The sequence below is a fragment of the Kineosporia sp. NBRC 101677 genome (assembly GCF_030269265.1).
GTDB classification, from domain to species: Bacteria; Actinomycetota; Actinomycetes; order Actinomycetales; family Kineosporiaceae; genus Kineosporia; species Kineosporia rhizophila.
The window spans coordinates 113,845-133,845 of sequence record NZ_BSTA01000016.1 but is presented as its reverse complement, the minus strand read 5'-3'; the positions used below and the strand labels follow the sequence as shown (position 1 = coordinate 133,845).

At 68.8% G+C, this 20,001-nt stretch carries 16 protein-coding genes and 1 pseudogene; 11 read left to right on the top strand and 6 right to left on the bottom strand.

The annotated features are described in order from the left end of the window. Positions 1-130: 130 nt before the first annotated feature. Positions 131-1,789, top strand: coding sequence for a discoidin domain-containing protein (locus QSK18_RS33060; protein WP_352396709.1), 1,659 nt, complete (start codon positions 131-133; stop codon positions 1,787-1,789). A 170-nt stretch (positions 1,790-1,959) separates the two neighbouring features. Further along, positions 1,960-3,609, top strand: a complete 1,650-nt coding sequence (locus QSK18_RS33055; RefSeq protein ID WP_285627517.1) for an endo-1,4-beta-xylanase — start codon at positions 1,960-1,962, stop codon at positions 3,607-3,609. 50 nt (positions 3,610-3,659) lie between these two features. Here the strand turns inward: QSK18_RS33055 and QSK18_RS33050 are convergent, their stop codons facing one another. After that, a complete protein-coding gene (locus QSK18_RS33050) occupies positions 3,660-4,388 on the bottom strand; it encodes a class I SAM-dependent DNA methyltransferase (protein ID WP_285627513.1) in 729 nt (242 codons plus the stop codon). Between the two features lie 146 nt (positions 4,389-4,534). Between QSK18_RS33050 and QSK18_RS33045 the strand changes: the two genes are divergently transcribed. The 6 genes and pseudogenes from QSK18_RS33045 to QSK18_RS33020 all read left to right on the top strand — a co-directional run bounded on the left by QSK18_RS33045 (position 4,535) and on the right by QSK18_RS33020 (position 10,254). Beyond that, the gene (locus tag QSK18_RS33045) at positions 4,535-5,857 is read left to right on the top strand and encodes a hypothetical protein (RefSeq protein ID WP_285627510.1); all 1,323 of its coding nucleotides are present in this window, start codon (positions 4,535-4,537) and stop codon (positions 5,855-5,857) included. Between the two features lie 249 nt (positions 5,858-6,106). After that, complete coding sequence (locus tag QSK18_RS33040; RefSeq protein WP_232814938.1) at positions 6,107-6,319, top strand: heavy-metal-associated domain-containing protein; 213 nt, start codon at positions 6,107-6,109, stop codon at positions 6,317-6,319. Between the two features lie 182 nt (positions 6,320-6,501). After that, complete coding sequence (locus QSK18_RS33035; RefSeq protein WP_285627506.1) at positions 6,502-7,302, top strand: DUF8832 domain-containing protein; 801 nt, start codon at positions 6,502-6,504, stop codon at positions 7,300-7,302. 40 nt (positions 7,303-7,342) lie between these two features. Beyond that, positions 7,343-9,601, top strand: coding sequence for a heavy metal translocating P-type ATPase (locus QSK18_RS33030; RefSeq protein ID WP_285627503.1), 2,259 nt, complete (start codon positions 7,343-7,345; stop codon positions 9,599-9,601). Between the two features lie 68 nt (positions 9,602-9,669). Next, positions 9,670-9,900, top strand: a pseudogene (locus QSK18_RS33025) (heavy metal translocating P-type ATPase); the annotation flags it as partial. Between the two features lie 21 nt (positions 9,901-9,921). After that, positions 9,922-10,254, top strand: coding sequence for a metal-sensitive transcriptional regulator (locus tag QSK18_RS33020; protein ID WP_232815418.1), 333 nt, complete (start codon positions 9,922-9,924; stop codon positions 10,252-10,254). Between the two features lie 15 nt (positions 10,255-10,269). Here the strand turns inward: QSK18_RS33020 and QSK18_RS33015 are convergent, their stop codons facing one another. The 4 genes from QSK18_RS33015 to QSK18_RS33000 form a co-directional block, all read right to left on the bottom strand. Beyond that, on the bottom strand, positions 10,270-11,946 hold the full coding sequence (locus QSK18_RS33015) for a copper resistance CopC/CopD family protein (protein WP_285627497.1): 1,677 nt from the start codon (positions 11,944-11,946) through the stop codon (positions 10,270-10,272). A gap of 148 nt (positions 11,947-12,094) precedes the next feature. Then, positions 12,095-12,718: a DUF305 domain-containing protein gene (locus QSK18_RS33010; protein ID WP_285627494.1), complete on the bottom strand. Its 624-nt coding sequence runs from the start codon at positions 12,716-12,718 to the stop codon at positions 12,095-12,097. 898 nt (positions 12,719-13,616) lie between these two features. Further along, positions 13,617-14,183 carry a 3'-5' exonuclease gene (locus QSK18_RS33005; protein WP_285627491.1) on the bottom strand — a complete coding sequence of 189 codons (567 nt, stop codon included), beginning with the start codon at positions 14,181-14,183 and terminating at the stop codon, positions 13,617-13,619. Positions 14,184-14,258: 75 nt separating this feature from the next. Then, positions 14,259-14,714, bottom strand: coding sequence for a hypothetical protein (locus QSK18_RS33000; RefSeq protein ID WP_285627489.1), 456 nt, complete (start codon positions 14,712-14,714; stop codon positions 14,259-14,261). Positions 14,715-14,909: 195 nt separating this feature from the next. On the opposite strand from QSK18_RS33000, the gene QSK18_RS32995 reads away from it, so the two are divergent. Beyond that, complete coding sequence (locus QSK18_RS32995; RefSeq protein WP_285627485.1) at positions 14,910-15,419, top strand: hypothetical protein; 510 nt, start codon at positions 14,910-14,912, stop codon at positions 15,417-15,419. A 95-nt stretch (positions 15,420-15,514) separates the two neighbouring features. On the opposite strand, the gene QSK18_RS32990 is transcribed toward QSK18_RS32995, so the two are convergent. Then, complete coding sequence (locus tag QSK18_RS32990) at positions 15,515-16,399, bottom strand: LysR family transcriptional regulator (protein WP_285627482.1); 885 nt, start codon at positions 16,397-16,399, stop codon at positions 15,515-15,517. 129 nt (positions 16,400-16,528) lie between these two features. Between QSK18_RS32990 and QSK18_RS32985 the strand changes: the two genes are divergently transcribed. Together QSK18_RS32985 and QSK18_RS32980 are read left to right on the top strand one after the other, a co-directional pair. Next, positions 16,529-17,407, top strand: a complete 879-nt coding sequence (locus QSK18_RS32985) for an SDR family oxidoreductase (protein WP_285627479.1) — start codon at positions 16,529-16,531, stop codon at positions 17,405-17,407. Between the two features lie 404 nt (positions 17,408-17,811). Then, the gene (locus tag QSK18_RS32980) at positions 17,812-19,833 is read left to right on the top strand and encodes a SpoIIE family protein phosphatase (protein ID WP_285627476.1); all 2,022 of its coding nucleotides are present in this window, start codon (positions 17,812-17,814) and stop codon (positions 19,831-19,833) included. Positions 19,834-20,001: the final 168 nt, after the last annotated feature.

Sequence of the window (20,001 nt, the reverse complement as noted above, 5' to 3'; positions counted from 1 at the left end):
AGGTCCTATTGACGCCCCTGGGCCACGAGATGACACTCAGCACGCCCGAACCCCCTGACGCTTCGAGGAGTTCACCGTGCCCACAGTGCGAAATCGGAAGCTACTCGGCTTGTCCGGGGTGGTCGCCACTATGGTGACCGCCCTGGCGGTGGTCGCGCCGATGCAGGCGCAGGCCGCCGAGAAACTACTCTCTCAAGGACAACCCGTCACCGCCTCGTCCAGCGAGAACGCGGCCGCCTTCCCGGCCCGGGCGGCCGTGGACGGCGATCCCGGCACCCGCTGGTCCAGCGCGTTCAGCGATCCCCAGTGGCTCCAGGTGGACCTCGGGTCCGCCCGCAAGATCACCAAAGTGACGCTGCAGTGGGAGGCCTCGCACGCCAAGGCGTTCAAGCTGCAGGTGTCGAACGACGCCAGCAGCTGGACCGACGTCTACTCCACCACCACCGGGGTCGGCGGAAACCAGACTCTCGACGTCACCGGCACCGGCCGCTACGTGCGCATGCTCGGAACTGCTCGCTCCAACGCCTACGGCTACTCCCTGTGGGAATTCCAGGTTTACGGCGAGGATTCGGGCACCTCCGACCCTGGCACGCCCGGTGGAGACGTCGAACTCTCGTACACCAAGCCGGCCACCGCCTCGACCTTCCAGAACGACGGCGCCTGTTCCTCCTGCACCGCCGCGAAGGTGACCGACGGCGACGTCACCACCCGTTGGGCCACCAGTTCCACCAACGGGTGGGTGGATCCCGGGTGGGTCTACGTCGACCTGGGCAAGAGCGCGAACATCCACCGTGTCGTGCTGCACTGGGACGCCGCCTACGCCACGGCCTACCAGCTGCAGGTCTCCAACGACGCCGCGAACTGGACCACCATCCACACCGTCAGCGCAGGTAAGGGCCACAAGGAGACCGCCAGCGGCCTCAACGGCACCGGCCGCTACGTGCGGGTGTACGGCACCGCCCGTTCGAACGGGTACGGCTACTCGATGTGGGAGTTCCAGGTGTTCGGCACCGGCGGCGACCCCGTCACCCCACCGACCAAGATCCCCAACATCACCCTCCCGGCCACCCGGATGGTCTTCAACGACGAGTTCAACGGCTCGGTCGGCAGCACCCCGGACACCAGCAAGTGGACGGCCGACCCGGGTACCGGCCAGAACGGCGAACTGCAGTACTACACCGACAACAAGAACGCGACCATGGATGGCGGCGGCAACCTGGTCATCGAGGCGCGCAAGGAGACCCCACCGCAGTGCGCCGGCTGCCAATACACCTCCGGCCGGATCAACACGCTCAAGACGTTCACCTTCACCTACGGCCATGCCGAGGCCCGCATCAAGGTCTCCGGCACCCAGGGCCTGTGGCCGGCGTTCTGGATGCTGGGCGCCAACTTCCCCACCGTGGGATGGCCACGCTCGGGTGAGATCGACATCATGGAGCACGTCGGCAAGGTCCCCGACACCGTCTACTCCACGCTGCACGCCCCCGCCTACTACGGCGGCGGGGGCTACGGACAGCCTTTCACCGTTCCCGGAAGCGATTTCGCGAACGACTTCCACACCTACGCGGTGGACTGGGACGCCACCCACATGACCTTCTCCGTGGACGGCAAGGCGTTCTTCACCGCCGACAAGGAGACGGTCGAGACCACCCGCGGGCCGTGGGTTTACGACCACCCGTTCTACCTGATCCTGAACAACGCCGTGGGCGGCGAGTGGCCCGGCGCCCCGGACGCGAGCACCCGGTTCCCGCAGAAGATGCTGATCGACTACGTGCGGGTCTACCAGTAGGAGGATTCGCTGCTTCGGGCGGCTCAGACCGCCCGAAGCAGGCCCCACCATCGCCGATGACGGTAGAGGGCCTGCCCTAGTATGCGGGCGTGTTCGGCACTGAAGCACTCTTGTCAACAAATCCGAGGGCCAGGCACCCGTACCGACTGACTGCCCTGGCGTCAGGGCTTTTGCTCGCGGTCGCGGGATGCACCTCGCACGCCCCAGAGCCGAAAGAGACGGTCGTCGACCTGCTGCAGCAGGACTGGCAGCACGTATCGGGAGTGGCGGCCGACGGCAACGGGTTACGGATCACCGCCACGGGACGGACCATCGTCGACCGTGACAGCGGAGGGCGTCAGCCGAACCCGCCACTCAACCTGGCCGGCACACACCTGGTGACCGAGGGCGACTTCACCCTCGAAGCGCTCTTCAGCGACGTCACCGCCGACGCGTCCTGGGCCGTCTACGACAGCCCTCCGGTGATCGCCGACGAGTTCCGGATCGAACCAGCCGGCCTACGGCTCACCCTCGACGGCGACGACCTCGGGGTCATGGTCTTCGACGGCTCACCCGAGCAGGACGTGAGCGACCCCGAGCCGGTGTACGACGAGCACGTGACGCTCCCCGATCCGCAGGCCGCCATCTCGGTGCGCCGAGCCGGGGACACCCTCGAGATCGCGAGCGACGGGAAAACCCTGGCCTCAGTGCCTTTCGGTGAGGTGTACGAGTCGGGAGAGCTCTGGCTGGGACTGTCGAGCGACGATGGCTCCTTCAGGGTCAGCTCCCTCACCGCCACCGCCGCCGAGGGAGCCTCGCTGAGCACCGCAGGCCCGGCCGTCGCGCAGGCCGAGCCGTCGGCGCAGGGCCTGCAGGCGCTCGCCGACCAGGCCCGTCCGGACTTCAGGATCGGTTCGGCGGTCGCGCTCGGTCCACTCGCCTCGGATGAGGACTACGCGCGGGAGTTCGTCGGCAACTTCGGTGCCATCACCCCCGAGAACGCGATGAAGCCGCAGTTCCTCTCCCCGCAGCAGGGCGTCTACACCTTCGACGAGGCCGACGCGATCCTTGCGATGGTCGAGAGCAAGGGCCTGACGGTGCACGGGCACACCATCGCCTTCACCGAGGCCATGCCCGCCTGGATGCAGGAGCTGCCTACCGGCTCCGAGGAGGATCGTCGTGCCAGCGCCGATGCCCTGCTCGACTACGTCACCACCGTGGTGGGCCACTTCAAGGGACGGATCGCCTCGCTCGACGTGGTCAACGAGCCGTTCGACCTCGACCAGGGAACCAGCCTGCAGGAGAACATCTGGTACCAGACCTTCGGGCCCGACTACCCGGCGATCGTCTCTCAGGCCGTCTACGACGCCGACCCCGACGTCAGGCAGTTCATCAACGAGAACGGGGCCGACGTGCCGGGCGAGCGCCAGGACGCCCTCCTGGAACTGGCACTCCAGGCCAACGAGATGGGCGGTCACATCTACGGCGTCGGCCTGCAGTCGCACGTCTACGACCTCGAGACCGACGCCATCTCTGCCGAGGACCTCACCGACACCCTCGACCTCTTCGAGGACGCCGGGCTGCACGTGCGCATCTCGGAGAACGACGTCACCGACGACCAGGGAACGGACGTTCAGGCGGAGCAGTACGCGACGGTGCTGGCCACCTGTCTGCGCTCAAGCACCTGCGTCTCGTACACCACCTGGGGCGTGGACGACCGCTACGACTGGTGGATCGATGACGACGGTGCCCTGCAGCAGGGTCACGACCTCCTGTTCGACGAGGGGCATCCGACGCCGGCTCACGAGGCGATGAGGCGAGCGCTGAGGTCTTTTCAGTAGACGGTATTGGCGCGGGTCGACCACCCCACTGGATCAGCGCGTCCCGGCGCTCAACTTCGTGCGTACACGCTGACGTGCTGCACGCTGTCGGCGGTGAAGGGCTGCCGGTGCCAGCCGCCCCAGCGATCCACGAGCTTCAGCCCCGCCAGCCGGGCCATCAGGTCGAGCTCAGCTGGGTAGGCCAGGCGCAGGACGATCGGGAAGAACCGGTTGCCCTGCTCCGTGATGCTCACGTGGTTCGTCTCCAGGAGCTGGGTCACCGGGTCATAGCGCGAGACGTCCAGGCCGACGCTGTCCTGGTTCACCCACTCCGCACGGGTCCGCTCGCCCCGCGGGGTCCAGGCCCAGGGCGAGGCGGCCTCCACCAGGAACACCCCGTCGTCGTCCAGGTGCCGGGCTGCGTTCTCGAAGCAGCGCACCTGGGCGTCCTGGCTCAACAGGTTGAACACGGTGTTGAAGACCAGGTACACCAGCGCGAACCGGCCCGGGACGACCTCGGTGGTCATGTCCCCCAGGACAACCGGGACCTGTGCCCCGCCCGGCCGGGCCCGGAGCTGGGCGACCATGTCCGCGGACAGCTCGATGCCACTGACCTGGACACCGCGCGACGCCAAAGGCAGGGCGACCCTCCCGGTCCCGATCGCGAACTCCAGGGCCGGGCCACTGTGCGCCAGCTCGGCCAGCAACGCGGTGCACGCGGCCTCGTCGCCCCGTGGTGCGTCGTCGTAGTGCTCAGCGATCTGGCCGGCAAAGCTGGTCGCCGGATCGAAATCATCCATGACCCCACCCTGGGTGAGGCCCGCGCACGCCCGCAATGGATTAAGACACGCCGCCTGGTCAATACCGGCGATTGGAGGGCTGGTCGCTCCGCTACGTTGTGCGTTGCCTTGTGGGGGCAAGGTGAGCAACGAGGCGGGGGTGCTTCATGCTTGGACGACGACGCCGGCTGATGCTGGTCGGGCTGGCTTCGGTGGGGGTCACGGTTCTGAGTGCCCTCGACTCACCAGCTCAGGCAGCAGATCAAACCGCGCAACCGCCGCGAACGACGTCGTACGGGGTGCCGCGGCCTGAGGTGGCGCTGGGCGGCGGGCGGTTGCTGGTCTCACAGTCGCAGACGCCGGGTGGGCGCATCACGGTGGTGGCGCGGGATCTGCAGCAGATCACGGCGTCGGGGTCGGTGAAGGTAGGGACGGCTCGCCAGATCAGCGCGGTCGAGCCGATCATGCTGGACGAGCAGCCGCCCAGTAGTGGCCAGGTCGAGGTCTCGGGCGACTACGTGCTCACGGCCGACTCGCAGAACGGCTTCATGCTGCGGGTGGGCGACCGGCCCGCGATCAATCTGGCGCCGGCCGATCCGGAGCTCACCCGGATCCGGCAGTCGGGCCGGTACTCGCTGGCCGGTGGGGTGGTCTATCGCCCGGCGCCCGGAAACCAGGTGCGGGAGGTGTTCCGGACATCGACCGACTCCACCGACCTGTTCGGCTCGAAGGTCTCCTGGGTCACCGCTTCCGGGCAGGTGAAGACCCTGGAGCTGAACCCGGGCTACGGCATCAGGCCGGCGCCCAAGCCGGAGGTGCTCGCTGCCCGGGGTGGAGCCGGGCCGATCGCCGTGTCGGCCCACGTCACGGCCTGGCTCGACACCAACAACGTGATCCACCTGTCCGAGGGGTACGGCAGCAAGGACCGCCTGATCCGCGGTACCCGGGCGACGGAGCTGCAGCTCGACGGCGGTCTGCTGTCCTGGGCCAACGTCCGCGGCGAGGTCGGCCTGCTGGACATTTCCGATCCGGACGCCAAGCCCCGCCGCTCCGTCCTGCAGGCGCCCTACGCGGTGGACAACGGGCTCATCGCGGGAATGGACCAGACCGGGAAGGTGCGGGTGCGAGCGCTTCCCTTCCTGCCCAGCCGGCCGCTGCTGATCTCCTCGGACGTGAAGCCCTTCTTCTCCAAGGGCACGATCTGGCGGCCGCAGTTCGACTTCGCCGGGCCGGTGCTGAACGCCAAGCTCCGGATCACCGGCGGGCGTCAGGTCCGGGTGATCCGCGGCCGGGCTCCCCACGGTTCCCTGAACGGGCTGCGCTGGAACGGTACCGGCAGCAACGGGAAGTACCTGGGGCCGGGCTGTTACCACTGGACTCTCGCCGGAACGGTCAGCACGGTCCGGGGTGCACGCCCGTTCAAGCTGGGCGCCTACGTCTCCACCGACGTCGAAGGTGGTGAGAGCGGGGGCTGCGGCGGTTCGTCCTGATCACGGTCTGCGGATCGAGCCGACCGACAGCTGTATCCCGCTCTCAGGTTTCCCATGTCGAGGCGGACGACGGGTCGTGAGATCCCGCTCTGCCCCGTCAGTGACCGCATCCGAGGAAGCCTCTCCAGCTTGCGGCCGTTTGACGGTTCTCTGCGCTCCCATGCGCCATCCGCCAGGAATACCCTTAGGGGGTACCCGTGTTACGCTGGCGAGGTACCCATAGGGGGTATTGCGGCGAACGGAGCGGACATGACCTCGATCGAGTACAGGGTGACCGGGATGACCTGCGGGCACTGCGAGACGGCGGTGGCTCAGGAAGTCGGCCGGATCAGTGACGTCGAGGGGGTCGAGGTCAGCGCACAGACCGGCAGGCTCGTGGTGACCGCACCCGGGGTGGTCGACGACGCGGCCGTGCTGGCGGCCGTGGGCGAGGCCGGCTACGCGGCCGAGCGCGTCTCGTGAGCCCGGCGGGGCGGTTGGGCCTGTATACGGCGGGTCTGGTTGCAGCCTTCGCCGCCGCGTTCGGTATCGCGGCCCTCGTCGTACCGGAGAACGCGGTGGCCTCCTGGCAGGACAAGGCCGACCCTGCTCACGGCGACGGCCATGGCAGCCAGTCCCAGCCGCCCGCTGGGAACGACGCATCCATGAGTACGGCTGTGGCGGGACTGTCACTGTCTCAGGACGGCTACACCCTCGGGACGATCAGTGCTCCGGACCGGGCCGGTCAGGCAGGGAGCCTGAGCTTCACCATTCTCGACACAGAGGGATCGCCGCTGACCGCGTACGAGACCTCGCACGAGAAGGATCTGCACCTGATCGTGGTGCGCAACGACGGGACTCAATTCCGGCACGTGCACCCCGCGCTCGATCCGGCGACCGGCACCTGGTCCATTCCCTGGCAGTGGGCCCAGGCCGGCACGTACAGCGTCCTGACCGACTTTGTCCCGGCCGCGCAGGGCGCACCGAGCAAGGTCACCCTGCGGCGAACCTTCGATGTGGCAGGCCCTTTCACACCGCAACCTCCGCCTGCGGCGATCCGGACCGACCACGTGGACGGCTTCGACGTGGCAATCACCGGGGATCTCGCTGTCGGCACGTCACGGACGCTGACCATCTCGGTCAGTCGTGACAACGAACCAGTCTCGGCCCTGGAGCCGTACCTGGGGGCCTATGGGCACCTGGTCGCGCTACGCGAGGGCGACCTGGCGTACCTGCACGTTCATGCCGAAGGCGAAGCCCCCGGCCCGAAGAGCACGACGGGGCCGGACATCTCGTTCGCGGCCCAGGCCCCTACCGACGGCCGGTACCTGCTCTACCTGGACTTCCAGGTGGACGGTCGAGTCCACACCGCTCAGTTCGTCCTGGACGTGCCCTCCGGGAACGGCGGCCACGTTGCAGACGCTGAGGACGACGGCACGCACACGGATGAGGCACACGGCCACTGATCCGTGGTCCGCACCCGACAGCAGTGGAGGAAGGATTTCGGTGAGCGCATCAAACCCGCCAGCCGTGGGCTCGTCCGTCGAGCTGGACATCGGAGGGATGACCTGCGCGTCCTGCGCGATGCGGATCGAGAAGAAGCTGAACAAGCTCGAGGGTGTCGCCGCGAGCGTGAACTACGCGACGGAGAAGGCCAGGGTCATCGTCCCGGAGGGTTATGACCCTGCCGCGCTGATCGCCGAGGTGGAGAAGACCGGGTACACCGCCGCGCTGCCGGTCACCGAGAAGGACGAGGTCAGCGGGGCCGGGGACGTCGCGGAGGACCCGGAGCTCGCATCTCTACGCCAGCGCCTGCTGGTGTCGGTCGCGCTGAGTCTGCCGGTGATCGTCATGGCGATGGCCCCGGCCCTGCAGTTCACCAACTGGCAGTGGGCCTCGCTGACGCTGGCCGCCCCGGTGATCGTCTGGGGTGCCTGGCCCTTCCACCGAGCCGCCTGGACCAACCTCAGACACGGCGCCGCCACCATGGACACGCTGATCTCACTGGGCACAGCCGCTGCGTTCGGCTGGTCGCTGTACGCCCTGTTCTTCGGCAGCGCCGGAGAAGCAGGCATGACCCACCCGTTCGAGTTGTCCCTGGCACCCACCGACGGCGCCGCGAACCTCTACCTCGAAGTCGCGGCCGGGGTAACCATGTTCATCCTCGCCGGCCGCTACTTCGAGAAGCGCTCCAAGCGTCAGGCCGGCGCCGCCCTGCGGGCACTGTTGCACCTGGGCGCCAAGGACGTCTCGATCCTGCGAGGCGGAAAGGAAATCAGGATCCCCGTTGCCGACCTCGTCGTCGGCGACGAGTTCGTGGTTCGTCCCGGGGAGAAGATCGCCACCGACGGCGTGGTGACCTCGGGTACCTCGGCCGTGGACGCCTCCATGCTGACCGGTGAGTCCGTGCCGGTCGAGGTCGGTGCCGGTGATGCGGTGACCGGGGCCACCGTCAACGCCGGCGGGCGACTGGTGGTGCGGGCCACGAGGGTGGGCTCGGACACGCAGTTGGCCCAGATGGCCCAGCTCGTGGAGGACGCGCAGACCGGCAAGGCCGAGGTACAGCGCCTGGCCGACCGCATCTCCGGAGTCTTCGTACCAATCGTCATCGGCCTGGCGGTCGTCACACTGGGTGCCTGGCTGGGGGCCGGGTTCCCGGCGAGCGCGGCGTTCACTGCTGCCGTCGCCGTCCTGGTCATTGCCTGCCCCTGCGCCCTGGGCCTGGCCACGCCGACCGCCTTGCTGGTCGGAACCGGCCGCGGCGCGCAGATGGGGATCCTGATCAAGGGACCCGAGGTCCTGGAGTCGACCCGCCGGGTGGACACCGTCGTCCTGGACAAGACCGGCACCGTGACCACCGGCAGAATGACCCTCGTCGAGGCCGTTCCCGAACCCGGCGTCGATCGGGCAAGCCTGCTGCGCCTGGCCGGAGCGCTGGAGGATGCTTCCGAGCACCCGATCGCCCAGGCCATCGCCAAGGCCGCCACCCAGGAGATCGGCAGCCTCCCGGGTACTGAGCAGTTCATGAACGTCGAAGGTCAGGGCGTGCACGGTGTTGTCGAGGGCAAAGCCGTTGTCGTCGGCCGGGAATCGCTGCTGGTCGACTGGTCACAGCATCTGAGCGCCGACCTGCGCACTGCCAAGGCACGAGCCGAGGCCGAGGGAAAGACCGTGGTCACGGTCGGCTGGGACGGCCACGCACGAGGCATCCTCGTGGTCGCCGACACCCTCAAGCCCACCAGCGCCGAAGCCGTCCGCCAACTGAAGGCCCTGGGTCTGACCCCGATCCTGCTCACCGGTGACAACCAGGCCGTCGCCCGGCAGATCGCCACCGAGGTCGGCATCGAGGAGGTCGTGGCCGAGGTCATGCCCCAGGACAAGCTCGACGTCGTGGCCCGTCTGCAGAAGGAAGGCAGGACGGTGGCCATGGTGGGTGACGGGGTCAACGACGCTCCCGCCCTGGCCCAGGCCGACCTCGGCCTGGCCATGGGAACCGGGACCGACGTCGCGATCCAGGCTTCCGACATCACCCTGGTGCGCGGCGACCTGCGCAGCGCCGCCGATGCCATCGCCTTGTCCCGCAAGACCCTCAGCACCATCCGGTCCAACCTGTTCTGGGCCTTCGCCTACAACGTGGCCGCGATCCCGGTAGCCGCGACCGGCCTGCTCAACCCCATGCTCGCCGGAGCCGCCATGGCCCTGTCCAGCGTGTTCGTCGTAGGAAACAGCCTGCGCCTGCGAACTTTCCAGAGCATCGCCCGCTGAGGCGCCGGCCCGCTCTTCACCTACCCGACGGCCCGTAGGGAATGACCCCATGACCAAGCCCGACACCCCGGGCCGCCTACCGCAAGATGGAGCAGAAGCCGTGGTGGGCCGCCGGCTCCAACCTCCTGGCCGTGCCCCTTGCGGCCGGGGCCCTGGCCGGGATCGGGGTTGTGCCGCCCGTGTCGGTGGGTGCGATCCTGATGTCAGCCTCCACGGTCGTGGTCGCCCTCAACGCCCCGTTGCTGCGACGCATCGACCTCAGCCCGCAAGCCAGCACCCGCGCGGTCCTGGACCGCTAGAAGCCGCGAAGGACCGCCCACATGCCGTCGACCCCCGATGACCAGCCCGAACTCGATGCCTCCCAGGAGCACCACCACGGATACATCACCGACAAGCGCCGCTACCTCAACCGGCTCAAGCGCATCGAGGGTCAGGCGCGTGGCATCTCCAAGATGGTCGAGGACGAGAAGTACTGCATCGACATCCTGACGCAGATAAGCGCCCTGAACAGCGCCCTGCAGGCGGTGGCCCTCGGCCTCCTGGACGACCACCTCAAACACTGTGTGCTGGATGCCGCCCGCTCGAACGACGAGGAGGCCGCCGACATCAAGATCAAAGAAGCCAGTGCAGCCATTGCCCGGCTGGTCCGCTAGGCGGCCGGGCGCGGGTCACGACTGCGAGCCGACAAGAACCGCCGTGACCAGCAGGACCGCGATCATGACTGCGGCCTCCAGCGCGACCGTACGTCTGAGCAGACGAGCCGTGCCGGGCCGCCAGGCGTCCAGAGCGGGCAGCGCATAGCGGTTGTTGACGTAACCCATGACGGCGACGACCCCGACGAGGACCAGTTTGGCGATCATCACGCGTCCCCAGTCGGTGCCGATCAGATCGCCCGGGCTCTCGACGATCAAGAAGGCCAGAACGGTGCCGGCCACACCGGCCACGACCACGGCGGCAGTGGCCGGCACCGAGAACCGCACCGCCAACTCCCCTGCCCCGGTCGGCACCCCGGCCCGGGCGCGCACCAGAAGAAGGACAGCCAGCAGGACAACGCCGCCGACCCACACGGCAGCGGCAGCGGTGTGAGCCAGATCAGCCGCCGCTGTCACCGGTCTCGGGCCGACGCTCGCGGTGTGACCGTCGAACACGAAGGACAACAGCATCAGCAGACAGATCACGGCCGTCGTCCCGGGCGCACTCGGAACCCCTCGAACTCGCCCCGTTCGCACCGGGGGCGTCAGCAGCAGCTGCGCCGACTGGCCTTTGAAGTCCTGGGTTCTGCTGCGTACCTGACGCTGCCCATCGTCGACCGGACCGTACCTACCTCCCTCAGTGGCTCCAGGCAGAGCTGGTACATCGTGCGAACGCCGCCCACCTGCACTGCGCGGCACGAGGCGGAGGGTGACGATCAGGGCCACACCAGCAAGCAATCGCAACGCAACGGCCACGGCGGGCGACCACGGCACCGGCGTACCGGTCTCCCCCAGCAGGCGGGCTCCTTCAGCCACAGCACCGACAACCGCCAGGCCAGCCGCCACCCGCACGACACGTTCGGCCAGCCGCACATCCCCTGAGGACCCGACCAAGGTCGTCACAACAACAAGCAGGGCTCCTACAGCGACAAGGACTCCCGCGAAGCTCACCCAGCGGGCCCCCGCGGCGCCAACAGCGACGAGCGACGCCCCTTCCTCTTCCTGAGAGGACAACAGCGCATCCAACGCCGCCCCGTCCCCGGCTGCGTTGTGCTCGCTACTCATATGCCCGGGCGTCTCCGCATGGGCATCAGGGTCCGAGGGCGGATGCTGGCTTTCGGTGTGAGGGGAGGGTGCAGAAGATGTTTGCGGCACAGCCGCACTCGTGGCGTCGGCGGGCGACTGCTGCGCTACCCGGAACGTGATCGTGCCGGACTTGGGGTGGGCGTCGCCGGCGACCACGCTCCAGGTCAGGCCGTAGCGACCGCCTGTTTCCAGTGCCCTGGTGGGCTGGATCTTCCAGGTGAGGCCGTCGTCAGTGGTGTGGGTGCGCACCGGTACCGATGTCCCGGCGGAGTTGTAGAGGGCGAACCCGTTCCCATGGGGAGTGGCTTCCTTGCTGAAGGTGATGCTCACGCCCGCCGACGGGTTCTTCAGGGTCCCACCGTCGCCCGGGGTTGTGGACACCAGCTTCAGGTGGGCGGCGGCCGGGTACGCCACCATGAGACTTCCCGTCAGCACGAGGAACACCAACAGCAGCCGACGAGGCCATGGTGAACGCTGGGCTGCAGTTTGCTTGATCATGTCGCTCCTTGCCGGGGCCAAGAACGTGGTTGGGCATCGCAACGTGAGCCTGTGCGCAACACGCCTCACGTCAGGAACCTCTGTATGCCGACGGAGGCGGGGCGCGTCCGGGTGCGGGTCGTCCGGGCAGAGCCTCACCGCCAGGATGAAGCCCTGCCCGACTGGTGACCCGGACCTCGGGCGGACTCCCGCGCCGGGTTCGGCGGGGGACGAAGGGTCAGGCCAGGTCGATGCTTCGAAGTTCGGCGATTTCCTCGGTCTGGGTGTCGGCGATGGTCTGAGCCAGCTGCTTGGCCTCAGCACTGGAGCCGTCGCGTACCTGGGCCTCGCTCATCGCGACGGCACCTTCGTGGTGCTCGACCATCATGTCCACCCACAGGCGCTCGAACTCTGCGCCGTCGGCCGCCTCGAGCTCGTCCATCTGCTCCGACATCATCATCCCGGAGTGGCCGGCGGCCTCATGGTCCATACCGTCCATGGACTCGCTGTCTTCGGAGCTGGGGACCGGCTCACCCCAACTCGACAGCAGCCCCGACAGGGTCTCGATCTCCGGCCCCTGGGCGGTCATGATCTGAGCGGCAAGCTCCTTGACCTTCGGATTGATGGCCTTCTCCGATGCCATGTCCGCCATTTCGACTGCCTGAACGTGGTGCGGGATCATGCCCTTGGCGAAGTCGATGTCAGCGCTGTTGAACGATGGCTCGGCCTGCGCCGCGCCGGTGGTGCCACTGGAACTGGCGGAGTGGGCCGAGCCCGCGGCCGGTTCGTCTTCGCCTCCGCACCCACCCACCAGAAGGGCGACGGCGACCGGCAGAGCGATACAGAACTTGCTGGTTGGCATTGCGCGCATGCTGAAGAAACTCCTGGCATCGAGAGTCTGCTGGCACTGAAACGGCAAAGGCGCTCAACCGCATCACCGACTCCGGCGCGGAGGCGGGCGGGCATGCGCGCCTGGGGCATCTCAGGTGCGACTGATGCAGAGTTCAGCCAGGGAGGGGCACAAGGTCGACGGTCGACGCGGAGAGAGTCTCCAGCGCCTTCGTTCGGCCTGGGCCAGCGCCCCACACACGGTCAGGAGCCACCCAGACCCTCGGGCAGCGAGTACGAGCAGCAGGGACAGGCCCGCGCCGGTGAGAACGGCTTGGCACATCGGCGCCAGGGAAAGCACCGACGGGCAGTGTCCTGGCAGCCAGTCCGGACACAGGTCATGAGATGTCGCCGGATCAACAGGCTCAGCCAGCGATGAGGTCAGGACCGCATTACCGGCCTGCCCCAGGGCCGAAACCGGCCCGCCCTCGTGGAGGGACAAGCCCAGAACGGCAGGTCTGGGGGTGGACGCGTCCCCCGTCAGAGCGTCATGGGCGGCGCCCACCCCCGCTGTCTCTGCGCTGTGATGGTCCCGGCCGTGAACGTGCTCGCCGCTGTACGGCGAGGCGATCGGTGCCACGACGTGCTTGCCGTGGCCGCTGCTGAGAGCATGCATGGCCAGCAGCCCAGCCAGCAGAGCTCCCAGCAGAAGGAGCCTGACAGTGACGTGTCTGCACAGGTGAACCAGAGGTGGAATCCAGGCCCTTGGCCCACCACCTCGGCGCTTCCCCGTACCAGACATCAGCTCAAGAGTAGGGGAAGCTCGTCATGGGGCGCAGCTACTTACAGGTCCTTCACGCCCAGCTCAGCTGAGGCCCGGCAAGTCCCGAGGCCAGCCGTGACAGCGACAGAGAGGAACGAGACCCAGCTGATCACAGAGACGGCCAGCTCTCCTGCCGCGCCAGGCCCAGGATCAGCGCAGCAATGTTCCAGGCGTCGTCCTCACCCCGGTGGTGGCGCCCCTCCAGCGGCAGACCGGCCACTTCCAGCGCCTTCGCCATCCCCGGCCGCTTACGCAGGCCGTGAGCCTCGGTAAAGACCAGCTTGGTGTTGACGTGGCGCCGGCCGAACGGATACTCCACGCCGTTCGCCTGGCACTGCCGGATGAACTGGTTGCGGTCGTAGTCACCCCAGCTCGCCCACACCCGCTGCCCGGCCTGGTGCTTCACCGCCAGCCACCGGCACGCCTCAGCAAAACTCACTCCGGTGTCGACCTCAGCCTGGGTGAGCCCGGTGAGCTCGGTGCAGAACGCGCTGACCTGAGAGCGCCGCGGCCGCACGATCAGGCGGTGCCGCCCGACCCGCTCCACGGCCTCGAGATCCACGACAGTCAGGCCAATTTCGATGATCTCGTTGGCCGAGCCCACCGGGGGCTGGCCGTCCCAGCAGGTGGCCTCCACGTCGACGACGTTCAGCAGACGGGTTCCGGCGGTGATCATTCGGAAAGGTTAGCCGCAGCGACCTGCGCGACGCTCTCGGTTAATTTCCGATCGGCCGACCCGGCAGTACCGCCGCTAAGAGCGCTTCGCAGCCCTCGCCCACTGCAGGAAGGCCTGCGCCGCCGGGTGCCACTTGCTCTGGCCCGTCTCCCTCTCGTCCACGCCGTACATGCCGGCCTCGCGCAGGTAGTCGACCACCTGCTCACTGGGAGCCGGGTCGTCCGCGGCGGCCATGAGCGCGGCTCGCCGGCCTTCTTCCAGTTCGGTCCATCCGACGGCCTGCTCCGCCCAGCCGCTGTCAGCGAAGAAGGCGACCAGCCGCCGCCCCTGTTCGTCGAGGCCGTCTTGAGGATCATCCCCCCGAGCCAGCAGTCCGGCGCCAATCTGCTTGGCCAGAGCCGACTCCGGCTCTTCCACGGAGTCCTCGTCGGCACACCAGGCCAGCATCTGCCTCGCCTCGTCCCTGGTCAGGGACCCCCACCAGCGGAAGGCGTGGCTCATGTCGTCCGTCGTGGGGTCAATGCTGGTCATGACTGGCACCTCGCGTCTGATGTGACTTGGGGCTACCGATCCTTGCGGAGCGTGCACATACACTTCAACAACGCCGCGCCGCCTGCGAGCCCGGGCTCGGCCTCGTCCATCTCTCAACCAGGGCAGCCCCCGCACACCCGATGTTCATGCCGGCGACGGTGTGCCGTGCTGCCCTCAGCCGTAATCTCTGCTCACGTGACAACCCTGCAGCAGGACCGGATCGCCGAAGTGAGCCGTCGGGTATCCGCGGCCGAGAACTCCGCTGCCCTGCGGCACCCCGCTCACGCCGGCGCCATCCGCCGGGTGCTGACGACGCTGCAGGGTGGCCTGCACCAGGCGCACGCCCAGTGCGCCTCGGTCGACCATCAGTCCTGGGCCGCTTATGTCGCCGACCTTGACCACGCCCTCGCCGAGCTGGACATCGAACTGGCGCGAGCGGCAGAACAGCACACCGGCAGCGATCGAGACGTCGAGGACGTCCTGGTCGTCCACTCGACCGCACTGGAGCTGACCGGGTGGCGCCTGCGGGTCAGCCTGCTCGGTGATCCGGCAGCCGATCCGTCCGGGGTGCGGCAGCGGCTGGCCGCTGCCGAGCAACAGCTGCAGTCGTTCCGGTCCGACCGCGGTAGCGACAGCCCCGCGGCGGCGGAGTCCTTGGCGACGTCGGTGCAGGAGGTTCGCGGCGGCTACCCGTCGACGACCTGAGAACCTTGGTGGGCCGTGAACCAGTTGCAGTTCCGCCCCGGCACTCTCCTCAAGGGGCGCACCCTGCTCGGTAGCGCCTGAAATCTGCTCCCGATCTAGCTACCGGTAGCGCCTTTCATCATGGCCCGGGCCAGCTCACGGAAGGCGCCGACCAGGGTCCGGGAATCACCGGCGCGCGTCACGAGCGCCACCCGGCCACGAGGAATGCCGAGCAGGGGCACCCCGACGAGGTCCGGTCGTCCGTAGCTGGAAGCGAGCGGCACGATGGCGATCGCCTGGCCCGAGGCGACCACCTCGAACTTGTCCTGGACGGTCTCGATCACCGGCCCGTCCGGGGCGGGATGGCCGTCCGGTCGCGGGTCGAGCCGCCAGAAGTCGGTCCACAGCGGGTCGGCGTTCTCGGGGGCCCGGGGCATGGGCTCGTCGATGATGTCGTCCAGGGTCAGCGACTGCCGGTCGGCCAGCCGGTGACCCGAGTGCATCAGGACCGCGCGCTGCTCCTCGTACAGCGTGCTCACCTGCAGCCCGTCGGTGTTCAGCGGCAGGCGCGTGACGGAAACGTCCACGCGGTGTTCCAGCAGGGCCGCTCGGGGCTGGTTCCATTCCACGTGCCGGGCCTCGATCGTGGCTTTCGGGTGGCGGCGGCGCATCTCGGCCACCACCGGGGTGATGATCAGGTGGGCCGTGTAGCCGGCGATGAGGCGGTTGGGGTCGGCGGCAGTGCGGGCCTCGTTGGCGGCCTGATCGGCCAGTCGCAGCAAGGCCTCGGCGCGGGGCAGGAAGGCGCTGCCCGCCGGGGTCAGGTGGGTGCCCTGCGGGGTGCGGTCGAGGAGCCGGGCGCCCAGCACCTCTTCCAGCCGCCGCACCTGGCGGCTGAGCGAGGGCTGAGCCACGTGCAGGGCCTGCGAGGCCCGGCCGAAGTTCTGGTGTTCGGCCACTGCCACGAAGTACCGCACCAGCCGCAGATCCAGGTCGTTCATCTGCCCAGGATAGCCCTCTGATCAGCGGCGATGCCTGAACTGCATGGCGCGACCCGGAACCGGTCTTGGACGTGCGGCCACCCGCCGGAGCACCGTTGAGGGGTCAGCACGATCGAGCAAGGAGTCATCATGCGGGTATTCGTCACCGGTGCGACCGGGTTCATCGGCGGTGCCGTCGTCCGCGAACTGCAGGCGAACGGCCACCAGGTGCTCGGCCTGACCCGGTCCGACAGCGGAGCGCAACGGCTGCAAGCCGCCGGGGTGGAGGTGTACCGGGGCAGCATCGACGAGCCGGAGAGCCTGCGCGCGGGGGCATCGGCGGCCGACGGGGTCATCCACACCGCCTTCGACCACAGCAACCTGGGGGCGTTGTCGGCTGCGGCCGTGAAGGACCTGGCCGTGGTGCAGGCGCTCGGCGAGGAACTGGCCGGCAGCGGCAAGCCGTTCGTGACCACCTACGGAACCACCGCGATCCGGCCCGGTGCAGTACTGACTGAAGACGTCCGTCCGTTTCCTCTGGAGGGCCGGGGGCTGGTCGAGGCCCAGACGCTGCAGTGGGCCGAGAAGGACGTGCGGGCGATCTCGGTGCGCCCCTCCACCGTGGTGCACGGGCCCGGCGTGATGGGCTTCGTGCACTTCCTGATCGCCGCTGCCAAGGAGAAGGGTTTCTCGGCCTACCCGGGTGGTGGCTCGAACCGCTGGCCCGCCGTGAACGCGGCAGCGCTGTACCGGCTGGCGCTCGAGAACGCCCCCGCCGGAAGTGTCGTGCATGCCGTGCAGGACGCGGGGGTCACGTCCGGGCAGATTGCCGAGGCCATCGGGCACGGGCTGAACCTCCCGGTCCGCCCGATCCCGGTCGAGCAGGCAGCTGATCATTTCGGCTGGCTGGGGCCGCTGTTCGGGCTCGACATCCCCGCCTCCAGCCAGGCCACCCAGGATCTCCTGGCCTGGCGCCCGGTGCGGCCGGGACTGCTGGAGAACCTGCGTGAGGCCCAATTCTTCGCGTAACTGTCGAGGGCTGTCGCAGGAGTGATCGCCAGGGCGGGACGGCCCCCCGAACGTCCAGGCGACCGCCTCGCCATGGGATCACACCACGCGATGCTGTGTGGTTGGGGGGCGCGATCAGGATCACGGGGACACCGGCGTCGCTCAGGTCCGAACCAAGGGGCGAAGGTGGCCCGGACCCGATATTTTCGGTGAGGGACAGGCGGGTCCAGGCGGTGGCTCCGAGGTTCACTACAGTCAGGTGTCACGATGCTGAACCAGCCACCGCAGTCGGCCTCGGTCAGCCCGGCATCCGTGAGCAGCAGGACAACGCCGACCGGCAGCGACGCGGCGCTGCTCCGGCGACGGGTGGCCCCGGCGCCCCGGTGCTCGGTCACCGGTTGCTCTGCCGTGGGCTGGAACCACGGGTGAACGATGCAGGTGGAGACCCGGGTGGGGACGGTCTGCGCGAATCGGAGTTGCCGTTCGAGGAGGGGGTCGGCAGTGATCGGGTGCGCTCAGCAGCCATGCATCAGCTGCCGTGGTACGTCATTGTCTACGAGGGTCCTGAGCACCGGGTCGCGGCTCTCAACAGCGAGTTCCTGAACATCCTGGACGGGTTCAATCCCACAGGTATGCGCGCTGTCGACTACCTGGGCGGCGGCGAGGCGCAGGGGATCATCGACATCTTCGACCGCGCCTACGCCGGCGAGCAGGCTGTGTTCCATCGAATGCGGATCGGGGTGGTGACACCGAACGGGCACCAGCAGGAGATTGTCCTGGACTTCGAGGTGAGCCCGTTCCGGGACCGGCACGGGCAGATCGTAGGTGTCCTCGGCGCCGGGCGCGACGTCACCGCCGCCGTGCGCCGAGAGAAGGCCGACGCCGCCGCAGCGCTCGAGCTGGGCCGACGCTACCGGCGCGCCACCGACGTGATCGAGGAGGTGCAGCACGCACTGCTGCCGACGCGGTTGCCCGTGCTGCCGGCCGTGCAGGTCGCGGCCAGCTACGTCGTCGGCGGCACCGAACAGGCCGCCGGTGGGGACTGGTTCGACGTGCTACCCCGCCCGGACGGGCAGGTGGCCGCGGTCGTCGGGGACGTGGTCGGGCACGGGGTCGCGGCGGCGGCGGTGATGGCCCAGCTCCGCGCGGTCGCCTTGGAGCGCCTGAACGCCGGGGTCGGCCCGGCCCAGACGGTCGAAGCGCTCGACTGCTTCACCCGCGTCGTGCCGGCGGCCCGCTCGGCGACGGTGTGTGTGCTCGTGCTGGAACCGGGTGAGCGCACCGTGACGTACTGTGCCGCGGGCCATCCTCCTCCGCTGGTCCTCGACGGCCGAGGGGGCGCTCGCTTCCTGGACCCCAGCGGCGCCCCACCCCTGAGCCACACCGTTCAGGACGCCCACGGCAACGCCATCGTGCGCGGCGTCCTCAGCAGCACGCTGGGCCCTGGGGAACTGGTGCTGCTGTACACCGACGGCATCGTCGAACGTCCGGGCGTGCCCGCCACCACCGGCACTGTGGAGCTGTCCCAGGCTGCGGCCGCTGCCGATGACCTGATGCCGGTGTTCACCCTGCCCTCGGCCGTCGATCGCGTCACTGCGCAGACGCTGGAGCGGCTGACCCGCGCCACCGGCTCGGTCGACGACATCACGCTGCTGGCCATCCAGCCCACCGACGTGCTGCCCGACCTGCACGTGCACACCCAGCTGAACCGGGCCGGTATCCCGGCGGTACGCGCGCAGCTGCGGGGTTGGCTGGGCACCGACCGCGCTGCCGAGCACGCCGTGAACCAGCTCGACGAGATCCTCGGTGAGCTGCTGGAGAACGTCGTCGAGCACGCCTACGGCGACTCGGAGGCCTACACCGGCGGCTACCCCCGCCCCGACGGTGGGGGCACGGTCACCGTCCGGGCCCACCTCGACGAGCTCGGCACCATCACGCTGATCATCCGTGACGAGGGCTCCTGGGTGCCCCGGGGCGGTCATCCCGTGCCCGGCCGGGGTCTGGGACTGGCCATCGCCCAGGACTTCGCCGAGCAGGTACAGGTCGACCACTCACCGGACGGCACCACGGTCACGGTCACTTTCACGCCCTGGAAGGACTCCCACGGCTCCACCGCCCAGTCCCCCCGGCCGGTGCCGGGCCTCTTCGACACCTACACCCAGCACCGCGACGAGCAGGCCATCATGACCGTGCTCGGACCGGTCGATGCGGCCTGTGTGCCAGAACTGGATGCGCAACTGGCACTGAACATCGTGCCCGGCGTGGTGCCGTTGGTGGTGGACCTGCAACAGGTGACCGTGCTGTCCAGCGCCGCCATCCACGTCCTTCGGCGGCGCCTGGAACAGGCCGGGAAGGCCGGAGTCGCGGTGCAGGTGGTGAGCAGTCCCGGCACGGTCGCCCACCAGGTCCTGAGCCTGGTCGGTATCGACACGGCGGCGGGGCACTGACGGTTCCTGTCGGCGGACCTGGTCCCGACCTGCCGGCCGTTAAATCGGAAGGCGCCGCCCGGACGGAACGTCGAGGGCGGAGGAGCTGTACCGGCCGGTCCTCGAGAACGCTCCCGCCGGAGGTGCTGTGTATGCCGAGCAGGACCAGGGGTCACGTCCACGCTGGAC